Source organism: Virgibacillus sp. LDC-1 (assembly GCF_030137545.1).
In the GTDB taxonomy this organism is placed as follows: Bacteria; Bacillota; Bacilli; order Bacillales; family Amphibacillaceae; genus LDC-1.
The window spans coordinates 22,015-41,910 of record NZ_JARUVL010000007.1 but is presented as its reverse complement, the minus strand read 5'-3'; the positions used below and the strand labels follow the sequence as shown (position 1 = coordinate 41,910).

Here is a 19,896-nt window from a genome sequence, read left to right as displayed (position 1 = left end):
CACCATTCGACATTTTATGACTTACAATTATAGACATAAAGTATGAAGCTTCATTACAAATTATTTAAATCAAAAACAAAAAAGAAGCATTGCAACTAGCAATACTTTTCTATGAGCTGATTCTTTAAACTTTTAGAGAACAGAAAATTCTAACCGCTAACGCTCTTCATACAAAAAAGAATGGCTCTCTGCCGTAGGAGATTGAGCCATCCTTTTCTTTTTCTATGTTATGATACGATTTGATCCTCGGGTACGCCTTGATCTAGACCAAGCGTTTGTGCGGTGAATGCATGAATTTCATGGAATAGCATTGGGTTTTCCGAAAGCGATTCACCATAAGAAGGAAGCATTTCTTTGATTTTCGTCTCCCAAGCTTGTACATGCTCTGGAAAGCATTTTTGGATGACATCCAGCATAACATGAACCGCCGTAGAGGCACCCGGAGATGCACCAAGTAATGCTGCAATTGAACCATCCGCTGCATGCACAACCTCGGTCCCAAATTGTAATGTTCCTTTTCCAGATGCCGTATCTTTAATTACCTGGACACGCTGCCCTGCTTCCACAACTTCCCAGTCCTCGTTTTTCGCAGTTGGTATAAAGGTCTGTAATTCCTTCATACGCTGTTCATGTGAAAGTAGAACTTGCTGAACTAAGTATTTCGTCAATGATAGCTCTTTTACACCTGCAGCTAGCATTGTAACCACATTATTCGGTTTGACAGAGCCGATTAAATCTAGATTCGAGCCCGTCTTCAGAAACTTTGGAGAAAAGCCTGCAAATGGGCCGAATAGCAATGTTTTTTTATTATCTATAAAACGTGTATCAAGGTGTGGAACAGACATTGGTGGTGCACCAACCTTTGCTTTCCCATATACCTTTGCATGATGCTGTTCTACGAGTTCAGGATTGTTACAAGCTAAAAACAAACCACTAACTGGAAAGCCGCCAATATGCTTTGATTCAGGAATTCCCGTTTTTTGTAGCAATGGCAGGCTGCCACCACCAGCGCCAATAAAGACAAAGTCTGCAATATGATGCTCGATTTTAGCCTGTTCCATATCATGAACGACTACTTCCCATTTATCATCTTCCGTACGTCGGATATCCGCAACATGATGATTATAGTCTACCGTCACACCTTCGCGTTTTAAATGGTCAAACAATGTCCGTGTTAACGCTCCAAAGTTAACATCCGTACCTGCATCCATTTTCGTTGCGGCAATCGGTTCATCTGATGTACGCCCTTCCATAACAAGCGGAATCCATTCCCGTAGTGTTTCTGGATCATCGGAAAACATCATCCCTTGGAATAACGGATTTTTCGATAATGCTTCGACACGCTTTTTCAAATAAGCAACATTCTCTTTTCCTTCAACTAGACTCATATGTGGAAGTGGCATAATAAAATCTTGTGGATTTTGAATAAGATTGCTGTTCACTAGATATGACCAAAACTGCCTTGATAGCTGGAATTGCTCATTGACCTTGACCGCCTTCGTAATATCGATCGAGCCATCCGCTTGCTCAGGCGTATAATTTAGTTCACATAATGCTGCATGGCCTGTACCCGCATTGTTCCATTCATTCGAGCTTTCTTCGCCGGCATTAGCCAGTTTTTCAAAAACCTTCACTTCCCAATTCGGAGCTAGTTCCTTTAAAAGCGACCCCAATGTTGCACTCATCGTTCCTGCGCCAATTAAGATAACATCTTTTTTCTCCATGACAACCTTCCTTATCCCCATATTTGAACAATAATCACTCTTGCTACGACACAAAAAACAAGGCGCTTCAATTAAAAAACACCTTTTCTAAATTAATTATACCTTAAATAATCGTTTACTAGCATTTTTTTCAAGTAAATATTCCTATGATAACCGAAACAACCATTTTATATATACCATATAGCCTCCCATCATTTCAAAACAAGAATAAACGCCTTGAGCCTACATGGCAAGGCGCTTAATTTTAAAAAAGCATGTCGTGATCATTCAATTATTCGTTAACTAACGAAAGGATTGTACGGTAAAGCGTAATAAGTGCATCATGTACAAACAGGAAGTGGAGATTAGAGATAGAAATTATCCTTACTGTGCTTCCTTTGTTCCAGATGTCTTTGATTTATAAGTATTATATTGCTGACGAAACATTTCTTTTGATACAGCATGAAAGGATAGTTTTTCATTTGTCGTCCAAAATGACAAATCAAACCCACTTGCATTCCCATAAAATTCGCCTTTTAACTTGGTTTCTTTTCCGTCTAAAGTAGTATAGAACTCTACCATAAACCCATCGGTAATACCATATAGGATATACTTCCTTTCTTCATACTGATCTTTGTCGCTTTTTGATTTTGTTATCACGGAAAGCGAAGCAGTCACTTCCCCTTGCAGAAGTGCTTCGTCGATTGTTAGGAACAATTGCGTGGATCCATTATCCGCAGTGGAAAGGTATCCATAAATACTCTCAACCTCTGAGACAAATTGTGCAAAACGTTTTTTTTCTAACCACTCCGTTTGATCAAGTCCAATTTCCAAATCATGTTGCAATGCTTTCACATGGTCGTCTCGTTCTTTCTTATTCATCGACTCATATACTTTGTATTCTTTTGTACGTTGCTTCTGAACTTTCAGATTCTCTCCAGAGATCCAAGCATCAAACACCTTACTTTCCTTCCCATTTTGAGCCTTCAACAAATATCCTTTTTCGGTTGTTTCCACAATCACAGCGTATTCCTTTTCTTCCATAAACGGCAATTCCTCTTGTTTTTGGATGATTTCCTGTTGAAACAGCTTTCCCGATAATTTCCCTTCTCGACTAGTGAATTCAAACCAATGCAGAATGTTAATATCATGAAACACAAACACATCACTTTTGAGCAGCGGATCCTTTCTTTCTTCGATTAGAAATATCATTCCAAAAAAAACTACACCAACGAACACTCCAAATAATACGATCACACTCCAACCTTTTCGCTTTTTCACTTTCTCATCCCCCAGGATACCTTCACTATTAAGCTCTTCCACACATACGTAATGCTTTTTATGAAATGCGTTTAGACGTTCGTTTTTTTTGCAAAAGTTCTATTATAACCATAATCCTATTAAATCAAAAAAGGGCTACAATCGCAAAACTGGCTCGTAGTTAAACGAGCCATTACCCTCTCTTTTTCTCTTTGCTAAAGAATGCAGATTTGTAATCTAAACTTTTTATAAAGCATAGTATGTAGAAAAAATAAAAGGAAGTGATCGCTTGACCGCATTTAACCCTGACAAGCTATTTGTTGAATTGAGAGAAGGCGTCACGGTTACAGAACCTGTTTTCCATCGGCGCTACACGCTGACTCATTCTGATCTTGCCGGTGAGCTCTTTTTAACGATTGGACTGGGATTTGCGAAAGATAAAATCAACCCTTCGAAGGATGAAGTACTCGGGGAATGGACTCTATTCAATGGCATACTCGTTTATAATGCTTATTTGGATGTAGATGGGTTAACCAATGATCCGGCAGCCAGCATAAAACGGAATGAAATATTTAGACGCGAATTACCTCTTGCCTTAACAGCAATCCGATTTGGCGATAAACAATTCTTTTTCGCACATCCTGAGCTCAATGCCTGTCCGATTCTCGTTTCATTTCTTTCAGCCTATCCGCAGCTTAATACCGTTGAAAATTGGGGAAGTTTTTCGGATTATGCTATGTTTGATTAAGGCTTGTTAAACCAATCCTCAAAGAGTGGTACTTCCATCAGATTAAACCACTCTTTTCACGTACATCTTCTTTCTATCTTAAGATAAAATACACTACATTATTCTAGCAGAACCTTACTCTATCCCCATTAGCTCGCGCAATTCATGTTCGTTTTCAATTAAATCATTTAGCGTGTAATCATCAAGCACTTGAAAAAAGGCGTGTAACGCTTTATTTAAAGCATGCTTTAAAGTACAGCCAGGAGATATAATGCAATGGTTTGTTTCTTTATCGAAGCATTCTAATATATCGAAATCTCCCTCCAGCATGCGTACAATACGACCGACATTCATTTCTTCAGGTCGCTTTGCTAAGCGAATTCCTCCATTCCTGCCGCGAATCGTTTCAATTAGCTCAAGCTTCGTTAGTTCATGGACAATTTTTCCTAAATGGTGCGTTGAAATGCCATAGACTGCGGAAATTTCTTTGATGCTTGCTAATTGTCCTTCCTGTTTCAACCCTGTAAATATCAACACACGTAACCCATAATCTGTATATTTTTTTAAATTCATACCTATCTGCTCCTTATTTATACCCTTCACATAATCGTAACATAAATCGCCCCTTACCCTATTGTCACAGTGTTTACCTAATTATACAATAAACATGTATTCAAAATACATGTTTTAATTTTCTAAAGGAGTGTTTAGATGACTACGCAAACTACGGTAGGGTTAGATGAACAAACAAAGGATATTATTAAAGCAACAGTTCCTGTTTTAGAAGCACATGGAACTGAAATTACGAAACGCTTTTATCAATTAATGCTTGGAAATCACCCTGAACTTAAAAACATTTTTAATCAAACAAATCAGCGTAAGGGAGATCAACCAAAGGCATTAGCAAATACCGTGTACGCTGCAGCAGCAAACATCGATAATTTAGAAAATATTTTACCAGTTGTAAAACAAATTGCTCATAAGCATAAGAGCCTAAACATTAAACCAGAACAATACCCGATTGTTGGCAAGCACTTGCTACTAGCAATCAAAGATGTGCTTGGCGATGCTGCGACGGATGACATCATACACGCCTGGGAAAAAGCGTATGGTGTAATTGCTGATGTATTTATTAGTGTAGAAAAAGAAATGTATGAGAAAACATTAAATGAAGTAGGAGGCTGGATCGATTTTCGTAGCTTCAAGGTAACAAAAAAGGTAAAAGAAAGTGATGTCATTACTTCTTTCTACCTTGAGCCTGTTGACGGAAAAGCGATTGCGAGCTTTAAACCTGGACAATATATTACAGTTAAAGCAGAAATAGCTGGTGAACCATACACCCATCTACGCCAATACAGCTTGTCTACCGCACCAGACGCGGGTTACTACCGTATTAGTGTAAAACGCGAAGATAGCAAGGCAGGTTATCCAGCAGGAGTCGTTTCTACTTATTTACATGAACAAGTTGAAGTGGGGAGCACTGTACCAATTAGCGCGCCTGCAGGAGACTTTTTTCTTGATCAGGATGACGCTCGTCCACTAATTCTAATGAGTGGAGGTGTTGGTTTAACTCCGATGATGAGTATGCTTGAATCCGTGATCAAAACCCAGCCAAATAGAGAAGTGATTTTTATCCATGCAGCCCAATCCGCAAAAGTCCATGCCATGAAAGACCGTGTCATAGAAATTACGAAAGCGCATAAACAAGTAACAAGCTACATTGTATATGATAAGCCTTGTGAAGGAGATCAATGTGATAAGGAAGGCCATATTGATGCAGTATGGCTACAGTCTATTCTGCCAACAAATGATGCAGCCTTTTACTTTTGTGGACCTAAAGGTTTCATGCGCGCAGCATACCAACATTTAAAGAAATGCAACGTCAATGATACGGACATCCACTTTGAAATATTTGGACCAAATGAAGATATAACCGCGTAAAGGAAGCACCACCCTTAGAATGGGTGGTGCTCTTTTTGAAAACATTAATTGGCTAGCCCATATAAACACCTTCACATGTATTTGCTTCCGGTTCATAAAAGCAATGTAGTTTATATTGTCCTGTAAATGGTTGATTGTACCATGTAGGAGGACACGGAGCATAAGGATTAAAATACCAAAGTGCATACTTGGACGGATGCTGTCTCCAGGATTCTAATACTCTTTTAGCTAACTTCTTTTCTACACCACGCGCCCTGTTGTAAAAAACATTCCCTTTTTGTACAGCTTCAAAAGAGTAATTGCCACCCTGTATTTGAAATATTACATCGTATATGGACCTTAAATCTTTAAAATCTCCACAATTAGCAACTAATCGGTTTACAATTACATTACCAACCATAAGCATTCCTAGCTGCCCTTCCCCTTCAGCCTCTGCCCGCATCATCCTCGCCACTAAATTCACATCATTATCTGTATATGCTACTCTTGCCATTTTTATCACCTCTAAAAATTATATGAAAGAAATTTATAAAGATGATAATTGATTAAGTTTTTATTGGGTTTTGGGATGCTTGTGATAACGAATTTAATATATCCAGGATTAACTGTTCCAAGTCTCCTTCACATTCATTCCCTTTATTTCTTCATCTAATCATCGCCATGCACGATATAATGATACAGCTTATGATCAATCGGCTTATCTAAAATCATATTCATATGGACAACTGGAATTTGTTTTCCGTTTTTATCTAGCATTTTATCCTGCTCGACAGTATCCTTGTCAGGAAGCATGTTACCTAGATAATAAAACCCACTGCCTTCATCATCATCTTTTTTTACAAATAGCTGAAGCGTCATGTTCGTTTCTTCTGCATAAATGATCTTTTTTACCTCTTCTGATGCTAAGGTTCTTTTACTTCGGGTATACCATTTAAATACCTCTGGACTTATAAATTCATCTCCATAATCAACGCTTGCTTCTACTTCATCATTTTTATGATAAGTCACAAAGATTGGACAAGTTTGATACTTTGGTTTATATCCAAATATCGTTCCGCTTTCATCATTCTTCCAATTTAAAAGTTTACACGCATCTTTTCTCGTGTATTTCTCATAACGTGTTAGTCGTTCCCCAGAGCTATATTTTTTGTTTCGTTCAAATCCGCTCTTGACCACATCAATGATTAAGTCTTTAAATAAGGGGTTAGTTTGTAGACTTTGATTAATTTCATTATTAAAGGAATACGTGTTGTCATTAGGAAACTCAATAATAGGTTTGCCGCCATACTTTTTTTGATCTGTTTGTGTAAAAAAGGACAAGTCAAATATACGCATTACAGACTCTATTGTCTGATCATCAACTATACAACCTGCTTCTTCTAGCCCTTGATAGTATTCTTTAGAAGTAACCGTTCCTTGTTCAAGTAACATTTTAATCAATATAAGCTCATGTTTTCGCTTACCATCTAATACTTCCGAAGAATACATCGTTAAAACACAGTTTTCATATGCTTTTATAGCAGAAACATTTTCATTCATTTTTAACAGAAAAGCATAGTAGTTTTTAAATTTATCTGCAATAACTACGGGATCAAGGGAATGATTTGTAATAAAATCATGTAAAAACGGTATTCTGCCAAGTCGGTTTTTAAGCTCCATGTAAGCGTCGCGAAACACTTTCATAGCTGTTAAATTACTCGCATTGATTGACTTAAATATCTGTTTTTTAGCAATCTCTTCAAAGTTGATCGTCGATACGCCTTTAATATAGCTTGCTTCCGTAGCTTGTCTTCGTATATTATCCTTGTTTTGCGACCTATCTCCAGAAAGCGCGATTGGAATTAGATAGTTGTTTTTATAGTTCCCGATGAAATCAATAACGGTCACAAAATCCTTAGAGTCATGTTTACGAAGACCACGCCCTAATTGCTGAATGAAGATGATACTTGATTGTGTTTGCCTTAACATCACAACTTGATTAATGCTTGGGATATCAATCCCCTCATTGAAAATATCCACGGTTAAAATATAGTCTAAATAACCATTTTCCAACCGATCAACCTGGTGCATACGCTCCTCTTGCGAATGATCTCCTGTTAAAGCAACCGTTCGATACCCTCTCTTGTTTAAGGCATCAGACAGCTTTACCGCTTCCTCTTTTCGACTACAAAACATTAACCCTTTTACACAGTCACCTGAATGTCCATAGTAATCGAGCTTATCAAGAATATGTTCTACTCGCTCATCTGTGACGAGTTTTGATAAAATCGCTGTATCGTCAATTATCTCCCCGTTGTACTCCATATCTGTGACGCCAAAATAATGAAACGGACAAAGCATATCTTCCTCTAGCGCTTCTTGTAACCGAATCTCATAAGCAATGTTGTAATCAAACAGTTCATATATATTAAAATCATCCGTCCGCTCAGGTGTCGCCGTCATCCCTAATAAGAAAACCGGCTTAAAATAATCCAATACTCTTAGGTACGAAGCCGCTCCTGCTTTATGGACCTCGTCAACTAAAATATAATCAAATTCCTCTCGGTTAAATTGCGCTAAAGTCTCCTGTTTAGAAATGGTTTGTATGGTCGTAAATAAATACTTTGCATCCATTTGTTTATGCGTTCCAGACAAAATACCAAAATCTTTACTAAGCCCTCCCATAACGCGTTGAAAATCTGACTTCGCTTTATGTAAAATTTGTTCTCTATGTACGACAAACAGCATTCTCTTTGGAGCAACACGACGCACGTCAAACGCTGCTAAATACGTTTTTCCGGTACCAGTTGCCGAAATGACAAGTCCTTTATCATGTCCTTCTTCTCTTACTTGTTGTATTTCTTCCAACGCTGCTGTTTGCATTTTATTCGGCTTTATACTGATTGCCGCTTTTAAAGGATTAACGTCATAATCTGCGGGCAGTTCAATTATTTTAGCTGCAGCTTGATACTCAACAGGCTTATATACTTCTTCATACGATTTAATCCACTCATCAGTTAATGGTGTTGCTTCATTCCAAACATCTTCAAATTGGTTTTTGAAATGGTTAATGATCTCGCCATCCACATAAGAAGTTAGCCTCACATTCCATTCATAATTCACCTTTAACGCTTGAGCAGTAAGGTTTGAACTTCCCACAATCAAAGAATAATAGTTTTCATGCTCGAATATATAACCCTTAGAATGAAAACCTTCCCGTTTAGTTAATCTTACTTCTACGTTTGTAATTTTCATTAATTCTTTGAAAATTTTCGGCTGATTAAAATTCAAAAATGTTGATGTTAGGATCCGCCCTTTAATTCCTTTTCTCTTCAGGTCTAATAGATGTGACTTTAATGTTGCAAGCCCACTTTCCGTAATAAAAGCAACCGAAAAAATAAAGGAGTTGCAGCTGGTCATCTCTTCAACTATTGATGACAAAACATCTTCATTTTCTTTGGTGTTATTAATTAAAAGCTTCGGTTTGTATGTTTCGGATTTTCCATAATGCTTATTAATAAAACCCTTACGCAAGGAGTCTTCTAGATTTCTGAGTAAGCTTTCCATGTTATCACCAACCCAAACTGAAATATTTCATTAATAAACTACTTATTTGCTAATTTTTCGACCGCAGGAATGTCTGCTGGAGCCCAATCTAACATTTGTAAATCTTGCTTTGGTAACCATTTTATCGAGATATGCTCAGTTAATACTGGTTCACCCTCAAGAAGAGTACAATAATATGTAGTCAAGTGCACAATCCCAAAATCGTATTCGTAAACTGTATGATCAACCTGATTTCCGACCTCGATATTACATTTCATTTCCTCTACTATCTCACGCTTTAACGCTTCTTTGGGTGTTTCTCCCTGTTCGATCTTACCACCAGGAAATTCCCATTTGTAAGCCAACGTTTTCGTTTGTCCTCTTTGGGCACAAAGAACTTTATTATCTTTAATGATGACTGCGCCAACTACATGAATATTCTTCTTTTCCAATTAATATCTCTCCTATTTGCTAATGTTAGTACCAATTATACTAGAATAGTTCTTTAAAAGGGGTACCTTGTTACTAGCAGCTTACCAGATGCAGCTATACAAAAGTACTAACAATTAATATAAATAAAGTCTGTTATTATATGATCTTGCATATTTTCATTAACAAGCAGATTAATAACTAATTATGTATACATTAAAAGGGACGAAACCTAAGGATCGCCCTTAAGCTACTTCTTTCTTCAAATGGGCAGTAACGAAAAAGAATACATTTGGAGATATTATAGTTTTAAAAAGGAAAGAGACTTCCATTGATAGTCTCTTCCCATATATTAATGATATGTTAACATTTAGTAGTTTCGTGAATTCTCCCTTAAAATGATACACAGTAAGGGACGGATCCTAACAAACTAGAAATTAACTGGAACAAGAGGCGTTATCGGAAGAATTATCTATCAGTAAATTTCCGATAAACACTCACGATCTTTCCTACACCTCATCCCTTTCATCCGCTTCGTCTACTGGTATATAGTTAAATATTTCACCGGATTTAGTAAGCTTGGTTAGCTTGTCCAACCACCGATAGTAGACCATGGCATCTGCAAGTTGCTGATAGTCCAATTCAGCTTTTTCTCTTGATGCTTCATCTGTTTCACTATCTTCAATTATTTCTTTAAGTTGTGCTTGGGCCTTCTTGAGGCTAACCAAATACATACTCACTTCTCGTTCCCATTTCATACCATAAAATTGAGAAAAATAATTAAAGAAATTCTTTTCAGCTATGAATGAATCCTTTCTCGAGCCCTTCTGCCATACCTTTTGAACAATATTAATTTCTTGGAGTTTTCGGACGGAAGTACTCATACTCGGTTTACTCATCCCAAGTGCGTCTTTCATTTCATCCAGGGTAATAGGTTCATGTTTAAAATACATGGTTGCGTACAAACGCCCCACTGAAGGAGTAACGCCATACAGATCCATCGTTTCTGAAATCGTATTAATCATCATCCGTTCAACCTGTTCTATTTTTTCGTTTGCATTTTCACTGGGGGAATTTTTCTGGTTTCCTACCATGGTGGCACCTCTTTTTTTGTAGATTGCATTCGCCTCATCTTGAAGCAAGTACAGAAGTTTTTCCTATCATTCTTACCATCATTTATACTTGTTATCGTAAAACAAGAGTTTGTTTAATTAGTTTGTAATAAATTAAACGTTTCTTATATTTTATAATTTGTAATGCAAAGAAGCAAATAAATTCAGCACTAGATTCTTATCTAATACTTCACTCCATTACAAAAGAGACGATTCTCTTATCGAGTATCGTCTCTTGATTTTCGTTTACTTCATCCATTTGTCAATGACATCCTGATTTTCTTCCACCCATTTTTGGGCGCCTTCGATCGGGTTTTCCTCATTTTCCTTAATTTTATTCATTAAATCACCAAGCTGCTCGTCATTCAATTTAAAGTTTATCAGCCAGTTGCTGACCTTTTCGTGATCGGAATCAAATCCATTCCGGGTTGCCATATAGATCTGCTCTATTTCACCAAAGGTTTTTTTCGGATCCTCCAAGAACTTCAGATCCACTTCAGAAAATATATAATGTGGTTTCCATAATGGAGCGACAATCGGTTCTTTATCTTTAACCGCATTCTTAATAGATGTAATCATTGCTGCTGTGCTGCTCGGTGACAATTTATAATCAAGTCCATATTCATCAATAACATCCTGAGCAACCAGCATTGTTCCTGCTCCAGACTCAAAGCCGATTATTTCTCCATCGAATTTATCTTTGTTTTTATTCAAATCCTCAATGCTGTTAATATCCTTCATATACGTTGGAACAGCCAACCCAACTCTACCATTGTCATACCACGGATTTTCAAAAAAGTTAGCTTCGTCCTTATACTTTTCAAAGTAACTCTTATCCTGAACCGGCAACCAGATTTCTGGTGCGACATCTAAATCTCCTGAGGCTAACGCAGCCATCTGTGGCCCCATTTCAAGAAGTTTTAAATCAACCTCATATCCTTCATCTTCTAAAATTGTCTTCCACAAATTTGTAACTGCAATATTTTCAGGCCAATTGATTTGTCCAATCGTAATTGTCCCTTTGCTGTCCTTCGCTTCGCCAGAGTTTTTATCCGAATTTGCATCTTCACTAGTTGAACCACACGCTGCGAGTACAACAAATATTAGAGTAACTAAAATTAATTGACCAACTCTTTTAACATTCATTGATTATAAACACCTTTCCAATTTAGATTTTCGGCAAACATCTAGTAAAAACTCCCCTTTTTCCCAGAAGTGGATTTAAATTACGTAGATGATTCGTCTTCTCCCCTCCCCTTTTATTAAATAAAATAAATTTATTAAATTTTTATTTAATAAACTATCCACATGTAATAGGTTATCGAAATATTTCGTTTTGTCAAATCGAATTAGATCTTTCATCTAGTTTCCTTATTGTTTTATCAGGGTTAGAGAAGATTTATAATTTTTCAGGATAAAAAAATAAGTCCTGCAAACGTATTTCTTAGGAATTCATTCGTTATATTCAGCTTCATTGGTTAGTAACTAGACTCTGTCTGCTTTTATTTGACACGTTAATTAAACTATTGTTACGATTGTTATATTAATAATGTTTAATTTTTATTTAACAAATTTAACAATAAACATTAAAGGAGTGTTGTTGTGAAATTACAGAAAATGTATATAAATGGTGAATGGCTAGATGCCAAATCCGGAGAAACACGGGATATCATTAACCCATATAATCAAGAAGTTATTGCACGTGCTGTAGAAGGAAATGCAGAAGATGCGCGAGCAGCCATTCAAGCTGCAAGAGTAGCATTTGATGAAGGTAGCTGGAGCACATTACCTGCCAGCGAACGCGGGGAGCTCGTTTACAAAATAGGTACATTAATCCGGCGGGATCTGGAGGAATTAGCTGAACTCGAAACATTGGATACAGGTAAAACTGTCGAAGAAAGCCGTGCGGATATGGCCGACATTGCGAATGTTTTCTTTTATTTTGGTGGACTGGCAGATAAAGATGGCGGTGAAGTCATTGCCTCACCAATACCAAACAGTGAAAGCAAGGTCGTTCGTGAGCCTGTCGGCGTTTGTGGTCAAATCACCCCATGGAATTACCCTTTACTCCAAGCCGCATGGAAGCTCGCTCCGGCTTTGGCAGCTGGTAACACCCTTGTGATGAAGCCGAGTGAGATTACTCCATTAACTACCGTGAAAGTCTTTGAACTAATGGAAGAGGTTGGTATACCAAAAGGTGTTGCCAACTTAGTACTTGGTTCCGGAAAATCTGTCGGCGCGGAATTAGCTTCTAATCATGATGTCGATTTAATTTCATTCACCGGTGGCATTGAAACAGGGAAATCAATCATGCAGGCAGCGAGTCATAATGTAAAAAAAATCGCCCTCGAGCTTGGTGGAAAGAATCCGAATATCGTCTTTGCCGATGCTGATTTTGAGACAGCTGTTGACCAGGCGTTAAATGCAGTATTTTTTCATGCAGGACAGGTTTGCTCTGCGGGGTCACGGCTTTTAGTTGAAGAAAGCATCCATGATGAATTTGTTGAAGCTCTAATTGAACGAACAAAACAAATCAAATTGGGTAATGGCTTTGATGAAAGTACACAAAGCGGGCCAATGATTTCGGCAGAACACCGTGCGAAAGTGGAAAACTATGTAGAAATAGGTAAAAAAGAAGGTGCCAAGCTTGCTGTTGGCGGTAAACGCCCAGATAACCCTGAATTGCAAAGCGGTTTCTTCTATTTACCTACCATATTTACAAACTGCACAAGCGAAATGCGTATTGTCCAGGAAGAGGTATTCGGACCAGTATTAACAGTAGAAACATTCCAGACCAAAGAAGAAGCTGTCAAATTAGCGAATGATACGATTTATGGTTTGGCTGGTGCTGTATGGACGCAGGATTTGAATAAGGCAGAATTTGTTGCCGCACGGTTACGAATGGGCACCGTTTGGATCAATGATTTCCATCCTTATTTTGCCCAAGCACCATGGGGTGGTTATAAACAATCAGGCATTGGACGGGAGCTTGGACGGGAAGGCATCGAGGAATATACCGAAGTAAAACACATTTTTCGCAACAAGCAACCTGAACCTGTTAAATGGTTTAAGTAAGATTTTGATAGATTCATAGCTGTAAGTCCTCTTAATTAGGAAGGTTTAGAGCTATAAGGAGTTTTCCGCTATACTTCTTGGCGGATTCCCCAAAAGAGAAGCTGTGCCATGATTTACAAGGTAAAAACATCATGGTGCATTGCTTGCGCACAAATCGTTAAAATAATTTTTAATAAATAGAATAAACTTAATAAAATATAAATGGAAGATATCGTATGTCAGATTGCTAAAATCTATTCAACTATCTTCAAGGAGGTATATTGCATGAATCAAACTTATGATTACGTAATTGTAGGCGGCGGAAGTGCAGGATCTGTACTCGGTAACCGCCTCAGTGCAGATAAGAATAAGACTGTGCTTGTTCTGGAAGCAGGGCGCAATGATTACTTTTGGGATTTATTTATTCAAATGCCTGCAGCTTTAATGTTCCCATCAGGCAATCGCTTTTATGACTGGATCTATTCTACAGACCCTGAGCCCTACATGGATGGGCGTCGTGTCGCACATGCTAGAGGAAAGGTGCTTGGAGGATCAAGCTCGATCAATGGCATGATCTATCAACGCGGGAACCCGATGGACTACGAGAAATGGGGATCTGAACCAGGAATGGAAAATTGGGACTTCGCCCATTGTCTTCCGTATTTCAAGCGATTGGAAACAGCCTTTGGAGCCGATTCTACGGATGAGTACCGCGGACATCGAGGGCCAATAAAATTAAAGCGTGGACCTGCGACAAATCCTTTATTCCAGGCCTTTTTCGATGCGGGTGTGGAAGCTGGTTATGCAAGAACACCCGATGTAAACGGTTTTCGGCAAGAAGGCTTTGGCCCATTTGACAGTCAAGTGCATAATGGCAGACGAGTTTCTGCATCACGGGCATATTTACGACCAGCGATGCGTCGCAAAAACCTTACTGTAGAAACACGAGCTTTTGTTACAAGTATCAATTTTGAGGGTACCAAAGCGCAAGGGGTAACGTATCAAAGGAATGGAAAAACCTATCACGTTAACGCAGGGGAAGTAATTCTTTCCGGTGGCGCCTTCAACACGCCGCAACTATTACAATTGTCCGGTGTAGGGGACGCAGAGCATTTACGCTCACTTGGCATCGATCCGATTCTACACTTACCAGGAGTAGGGGAAAACTTAGAGGATCATCTCGAGGTATATATCCAGCACGCATGTCCACAGCCAGTTTCTATGCAGCCGAGTTTAAATAAAGCAAAAATGCCTTGGATCGGCTTGCAATGGTTACTTGGTCGTACTGGACCAGCAGCATCGAATCATTTTGAAGGTGGCGCATTCGTCCGTTCCAATGAGGAAGTTGATTATCCAAATCTAATGTTCCACTTCCTACCGCTAGCTGTCCGATACGATGGGCAAAAGGCCGATACAAAACACGGATTCCAGGTACATGTCGGACCAATGTATTCCAACTCGAGAGGAAGCGTGAAGATCCGATCACGTAACCCTTTTGAGCATCCAAGTATCGTATGTAACTATTTATCTACCGAAGAGGATCGGCGCGAGTGGGTTGAAGCAATACGGGTCGCACGGGACATCCTTTCTCAACCCGCTTTGAAACCTTACACCACGGGTGAGATTTCACCTGGGCCATCTGTCCAAACGGATGAAGAGATTCTGGAGTGGGTCAAGAAAGACGGAGAAACAGCACTTCATCCATCATGCACGGCTAAAATGGGGCCAGCCTCTGACCCAATGGCTGTCGTTGACCCAAATACCATGAAAGTTCATGGCCTGGACAATGTACGGGTAGTGGATGCATCTGCCATGCCAACTACAACCAATGGAAATATCCATGCTCCGGTATTGATGCTGGCAGAAAAAGCAGCTGATATTATTCTTGGACTTGAACCGTTGAAGCCGGAGTATAAAGATTATTACCGTCATGGTGTCCATCCAGTAGATGCTGGGACGATTGAGGGGTAAGTTGGTGATGGGTTAAAGAAGACCGTTCCTGTTATGGGAGCGGTCTTTTTTGTTTGTAGGAAAGGAAATGAAATTAGACCCTTATCCTAACTTTCGTTTATCATTATTTGTGACACTTGTTCACCATACTTCTAATATGATCCACCTTGTCTTTTGAATCTGTGAGCATTGTTTAGTATCCTTCATCACTTTAAGCCTCACATCGCAAACACCTTCAAGCAGACGGGCGCCCGAATCGAATATTGTTCACCTGTATAAGCTGGAATCCCATCAGCACCTATCTCCATTACGACAATGGAATCGGTATGCTCGTTGGCAATGAGCATATACCTTTCATCAGGTGTGATAGCAAAGTTTCTAGGCCATTTCCCTTCCACAGCTACACAGTCAACATAGGATAATAAGCCATCATCACCAATGCGAAACACCGATATGCTATCATGGCCTCGATTCGATGTATACAAAAAGGATGCTTCATAAGCAATATGAATATCTGCACCATAATTGTTCACTTCAATCGGTTCAGCTATCGTATCTATTTCCTGAACTAATTCAAGACTAGAAAAAGTCGAATCATACGTATAAACGGATACTTGTGAATTAAATTCATTTACAACATATATTTTCCGATGCGTTGCTAGAACAGCAGCATGTCTTGGACCGGAACCGGGAGTGGCTGCGCATTCTTGAATGCGTGTAAGCTTACCTTCCGTACATTCATATAAATAGAGTTTATTACTCCCAAGATCTGTCACGACAAAGCGATCGGTACCTGGAAGTTGCACAATCATATGTGGATGGGATCCAGATGAATACGTATGGTGATCGGTTAATTCCAGAATCCGATGGTCATCCGCCAATCGATACACCGATATCGATCCGCCACCATAATTCACTACAAACAGATAGCGCTCATTCTCATCAAGCATTATATAGCATGGTCCTTCGACGCCATCCTCTTGCTGACTGCTTTTTTCCTGTACCGTGTACGTAACGTTATCAAACGAATAGGAAACTACGTGACCGTCCGCTACCTCGCTGAGCGCATAGAGGGTATCCTGATTTTGATTGACTGTCAGATAGGAAGGATTAGCGATTCCTTGTACATAGGACAACCGCTTTCCAAATTGCCCTATCTTATCAAGCGTTAAAACCTGGATCGCCTTATCTTTTTCAGTTCCATAAGTACCGGCAAATACAATATATCCGTTTCGCTGAAAAGCCATATTGATTCATCCTTTGTGATTAAATTGGTAGTACGTGAAAGAACACATTTGGAGATGCCATACGATAATAATAGCTAGACCAGCCAAGCCCCGTTGAATTTTCTATATTATGATAGAATAAGCGCTCCTGTTCTAATTCGTCGATTAGATCAATATCGCCATTTAAATAAGCGTTAATACGATAAATGGCTGTATCGAGTCTCGTTTTCACCCCACCATAACGAATGTCGATAACCTCCCACCCAAAAGGCTTATGCATCGATAACCACTGCCTTCTATGCGCCTGTCGTAAGTCCTCAACTTTTTCCAAAATTGATGGTAGAACATCCTCTGCAATCCTGCGTAATTCCCGCTTCTCATCATTATCATACGCAGCCTTTAATTCAACACCAACCGTTGCCTTCAAGCTTAGTACACCTGCTAGTTTTTCAGGTACATCAAAAATATAATCCAACTTATGGGCTTTGTTTCTTGAACACTTGAACTGTTCTTCTAAATCTTTGTAATAAGGTGCTAAATCCAATCCTTCAATATGCTTATCAAATACCCCTAATAGCACATCCTGCCATAGCAAAAACTTGGATGGATTCGTCTGTTCTTTGTTATCCTCTTCTACTCCTGGAGGTGTATCGAGTTTATTCAGCAAGAGGAAGTTCTCTTCATCCAGCCCTGTACAAAATGCGAGTCGTTGCTTTAATTTATCCCGGTCTAATGTCTTGGCATAAGCATGCTCTGCGTACATTTGCAACCCGAGTAATGCGGTGAAATAGTTATTTTCATAGCCATCATCTCCCCATAACGTTACAAAAACCTCCTGCACACCCTCTTCCTTACAAGCTTGTAAAGCCGCATCACTTGCTGGCAAGGATAGACCGTAGTTGGTCGCAAAAGTATTCCAAACCCAGATTCCGCCTGCAAACGTTGGGGTTCTTCCAAATGCCTTATGCTTTTGAATCATTGCTACATAATGCTCGACGTTTGTATGGGCGTAATCCCAGTACGTAAATGTTACATTTTCAGGCATTATCTCAACCATTTCCTGTGGAATTTCTGTTGATAAATCATAATGAGCATCCCCGCTTTTTGAAGCAAGCTTAATCAACATATCACTCCACATCATCGGGTTCAAATCATGTTTTGCAGTAATATCCAACACCTTTTGCAAATGATTAATCATAATATGCAGGCGTTCTTTATAGCCATGCTCGTTTAAATAAATCCCTCTTCCCAGCTCTTCGGCTTCGTCCATACCAATATGAATACGCTTGCTGCGAAACGGCTTACTAACAGCCGCAATCATCTTTTCAAGAAAATCGTAGGTGGCGTCGCTTTCAACGAGCAAAACGCCCCTCGTATCCTTTAAATGGGTAGCAGCAGGCCACTTTAGGAATTCCTCTAAATGTGCCAACGTTTGAATACAAGGAATGAGTTCAATACCAAACTGATTAGCGTAATCATCCAACCGCTTTAGTTCTTCATAAGAATAGCGCCCACGCATATAGCCAAAATACGGTTCATCTTCAATTTCATACACGTCCTCCATATATAGCATCGCTGTGTTGAACCCCATTAGCGCCAACGTTTGAAACATCTCTTCAAAACGATCGACCTTCATTACCGCATTCCTCGATAAATCAAACATCGGTCCAATCGTCGTAAATTGTGCCTCTTCCTCTATTTCAAACGCATCTGAAGCTGAACAATGCTCCAGAAATAAACCTAGCCCTCTAAAAAAAGACGTATTTTTCCCATAGACAATCTCTCCCTTTCCTTCTGATAACGATACTTTCAACCTTGTATAAGGACCTGGTTGTTTTTTTATCGTAACTGGAAGGCTGTTAGGATCATCGGTTACTTCAAAGTCTAATTGCTGTTCAAGAATTAAAATACCGTCTAACACCTCTGCTACATCACCTGTAAACGTTAGCTTCAATTCCATCTCTCCTTTGTTTGGATTTTTCAGATTAATCCATTTATTTTTCTATCGTTCTATTATTCCGAGCTCCTACTATTTCACAAAGGAAGCCCCAGTTTCCAGGGGGAAACGGAAAAAGGGGCTGTTCGGAAATCATTTATTTTAAACGCTTATCTACGTTATCCTCTATTAATAGAAACAATGTCGTTACCATGCTAGTAAACTACTAAACGTGTTCGGTACTCCCGCTCCGCTGGTGACTAATTGCCACACAGTTGCTTCTCCCGGGGTTTCATTACGTGTCCACCACTTTGCTTCATAGACAGCCCCATTATAGGTCACACGATCACCACCAAGATAGGTTGTATTTGCATCCCAAGCTGGCGGATCCTCCGTACCTGGGTCACCAGGATTACCCGGTTCAACATATCCACCGTCAAAGTTTACATCAATGACATTATAAAAAGCATTCGCTGTATCAGCTACCTCCCAATAAGCAAGAATAACATGGTATCCTGTTCTTTCTGGCACAACACAATCATGGTTTACTGTAAATGGCGGACGCTCGCCGTTATCGTTAACGGTACAAAACTTTTCAAAATCCGACCGCTTTAAAGGGGCATTCGGATCCCAGTTTTCCTTCGTAATATAGTAATCCCATTTTTCTGTTGCATGTGCTGCCGTTAAGGTCCACTCAAACGTGTAAGGACCGCTCGTCATTGGCACCTTCGCCCATCTATCAGCCGTTTGTTCATCTAGTTCAAAAAAGATATTCGCACTGGCAATTTTGCCATCTGGTGGCCCACCTATTGGGAAATTTCCTGGTGCTTCAAGACTTTGTGGCTCATAAATGATTGGCCCACAATCATAATTCGCACCATCCGCACATAACAACGCTCTACTCTGCGGTTGATTAACATAGCCGTGAGCGGAAACCGTGCTAGCAAACACCATGAAACTGATTACCATCATCAATACACCAAAAGGAATTGCCATCAATTTCGAAAACGATAAACGCATGTTTAGCCTCCTA

Annotated in this window: 15 protein-coding genes; 4 read left to right on the top strand and 11 right to left on the bottom strand. The window is 39.3% G+C overall.

Features of this window, described 5'->3' with window-relative positions; all coding sequences use genetic code 11:
- Window positions 1–227: 227 nt before the first annotated feature.
- Window positions 228–1,724 (bottom strand): malate:quinone oxidoreductase, encoded by a 1,497-nt coding sequence (locus QBK89_RS07980; protein WP_284140513.1) that lies wholly within the window; start codon window positions 1,722–1,724, stop codon window positions 228–230.
- Between the two features lie 363 nt (window positions 1,725–2,087).
- The gene (locus QBK89_RS07975) at window positions 2,088–2,984 is read right to left on the bottom strand and encodes a hypothetical protein (protein ID WP_284140512.1); all 897 of its coding nucleotides are present in this window, start codon (window positions 2,982–2,984) and stop codon (window positions 2,088–2,090) included.
- 268 nt (window positions 2,985–3,252) lie between these two features.
- Here QBK89_RS07975 and QBK89_RS07970 point away from each other — a divergent pair, with 268 nt between their 5' ends.
- Window positions 3,253–3,711, top strand: coding sequence for a staygreen family protein (locus QBK89_RS07970; RefSeq protein WP_284140511.1), 459 nt, complete (start codon window positions 3,253–3,255; stop codon window positions 3,709–3,711).
- A 114-nt stretch (window positions 3,712–3,825) separates the two neighbouring features.
- On the opposite strand, the gene QBK89_RS07965 is transcribed toward QBK89_RS07970, so the two are convergent.
- Window positions 3,826–4,263: an Rrf2 family transcriptional regulator gene (locus QBK89_RS07965; RefSeq protein ID WP_284140510.1), complete on the bottom strand. Its 438-nt coding sequence runs from the start codon at window positions 4,261–4,263 to the stop codon at window positions 3,826–3,828.
- Window positions 4,264–4,401: 138 nt separating this feature from the next.
- On the opposite strand from QBK89_RS07965, the gene hmpA reads away from it, so the two are divergent.
- Window positions 4,402–5,631, top strand: coding sequence for an NO-inducible flavohemoprotein (hmpA, locus tag QBK89_RS07960; RefSeq protein ID WP_284140509.1), 1,230 nt, complete (start codon window positions 4,402–4,404; stop codon window positions 5,629–5,631).
- Between the two features lie 52 nt (window positions 5,632–5,683).
- Here the strand turns inward: hmpA and QBK89_RS07955 are convergent, their stop codons facing one another.
- From QBK89_RS07955 to QBK89_RS07935, 5 genes are all read right to left on the bottom strand, one after another.
- On the bottom strand, window positions 5,684–6,124 hold the full coding sequence (locus tag QBK89_RS07955) for a cell wall hydrolase (RefSeq protein ID WP_284140508.1): 441 nt from the start codon (window positions 6,122–6,124) through the stop codon (window positions 5,684–5,686).
- Between the two features lie 155 nt (window positions 6,125–6,279).
- Entirely contained in the window at window positions 6,280–9,177 is a 2,898-nt protein-coding gene (locus QBK89_RS07950; RefSeq protein WP_284140507.1) for a DEAD/DEAH box helicase, read from the bottom strand.
- 38 nt (window positions 9,178–9,215) lie between these two features.
- On the bottom strand, window positions 9,216–9,608 hold the full coding sequence (locus QBK89_RS07945; protein WP_284140506.1) for a (deoxy)nucleoside triphosphate pyrophosphohydrolase: 393 nt from the start codon (window positions 9,606–9,608) through the stop codon (window positions 9,216–9,218).
- A 486-nt stretch (window positions 9,609–10,094) separates the two neighbouring features.
- Window positions 10,095–10,679: a choline uptake/conversion transcriptional regulator CudC gene (gene cudC, locus QBK89_RS07940; RefSeq protein ID WP_284140505.1), complete on the bottom strand. Its 585-nt coding sequence runs from the start codon at window positions 10,677–10,679 to the stop codon at window positions 10,095–10,097.
- Window positions 10,680–10,943: 264 nt separating this feature from the next.
- Window positions 10,944–11,843 (bottom strand): glycine betaine ABC transporter substrate-binding protein, encoded by a 900-nt coding sequence (locus QBK89_RS07935; protein ID WP_284140504.1) that lies wholly within the window; start codon window positions 11,841–11,843, stop codon window positions 10,944–10,946.
- A gap of 471 nt (window positions 11,844–12,314) precedes the next feature.
- Here QBK89_RS07935 and betB point away from each other — a divergent pair, with 471 nt between their 5' ends.
- Both betB and betA read left to right on the top strand, forming a co-directional pair.
- Window positions 12,315–13,772 (top strand): betaine-aldehyde dehydrogenase, encoded by a 1,458-nt coding sequence (gene betB / locus QBK89_RS07930; RefSeq protein ID WP_284140614.1) that lies wholly within the window; start codon window positions 12,315–12,317, stop codon window positions 13,770–13,772.
- A 264-nt stretch (window positions 13,773–14,036) separates the two neighbouring features.
- Window positions 14,037–15,722 carry a choline dehydrogenase gene (gene betA, locus QBK89_RS07925; RefSeq protein WP_284140503.1) on the top strand — a complete coding sequence of 562 codons (1,686 nt, stop codon included), beginning with the start codon at window positions 14,037–14,039 and terminating at the stop codon, window positions 15,720–15,722.
- 197 nt (window positions 15,723–15,919) lie between these two features.
- On the opposite strand, the gene QBK89_RS07920 is transcribed toward betA, so the two are convergent.
- The 3 genes from QBK89_RS07920 to QBK89_RS07910 all read right to left on the bottom strand — a co-directional run bounded on the left by QBK89_RS07920 (window position 15,920) and on the right by QBK89_RS07910 (window position 19,883).
- Window positions 15,920–16,948 carry a lactonase family protein gene (locus QBK89_RS07920; RefSeq protein ID WP_284140502.1) on the bottom strand — a complete coding sequence of 343 codons (1,029 nt, stop codon included), beginning with the start codon at window positions 16,946–16,948 and terminating at the stop codon, window positions 15,920–15,922.
- Window positions 16,949–16,967: 19 nt separating this feature from the next.
- Window positions 16,968–18,881 carry a beta-N-acetylhexosaminidase gene (locus tag QBK89_RS07915; protein WP_284140501.1) on the bottom strand — a complete coding sequence of 638 codons (1,914 nt, stop codon included), beginning with the start codon at window positions 18,879–18,881 and terminating at the stop codon, window positions 16,968–16,970.
- Between the two features lie 189 nt (window positions 18,882–19,070).
- On the bottom strand, window positions 19,071–19,883 hold the full coding sequence (locus QBK89_RS07910; protein WP_284140500.1) for a lytic polysaccharide monooxygenase: 813 nt from the start codon (window positions 19,881–19,883) through the stop codon (window positions 19,071–19,073).
- Between the last annotated feature and the right edge of the window lie 13 nt (window positions 19,884–19,896).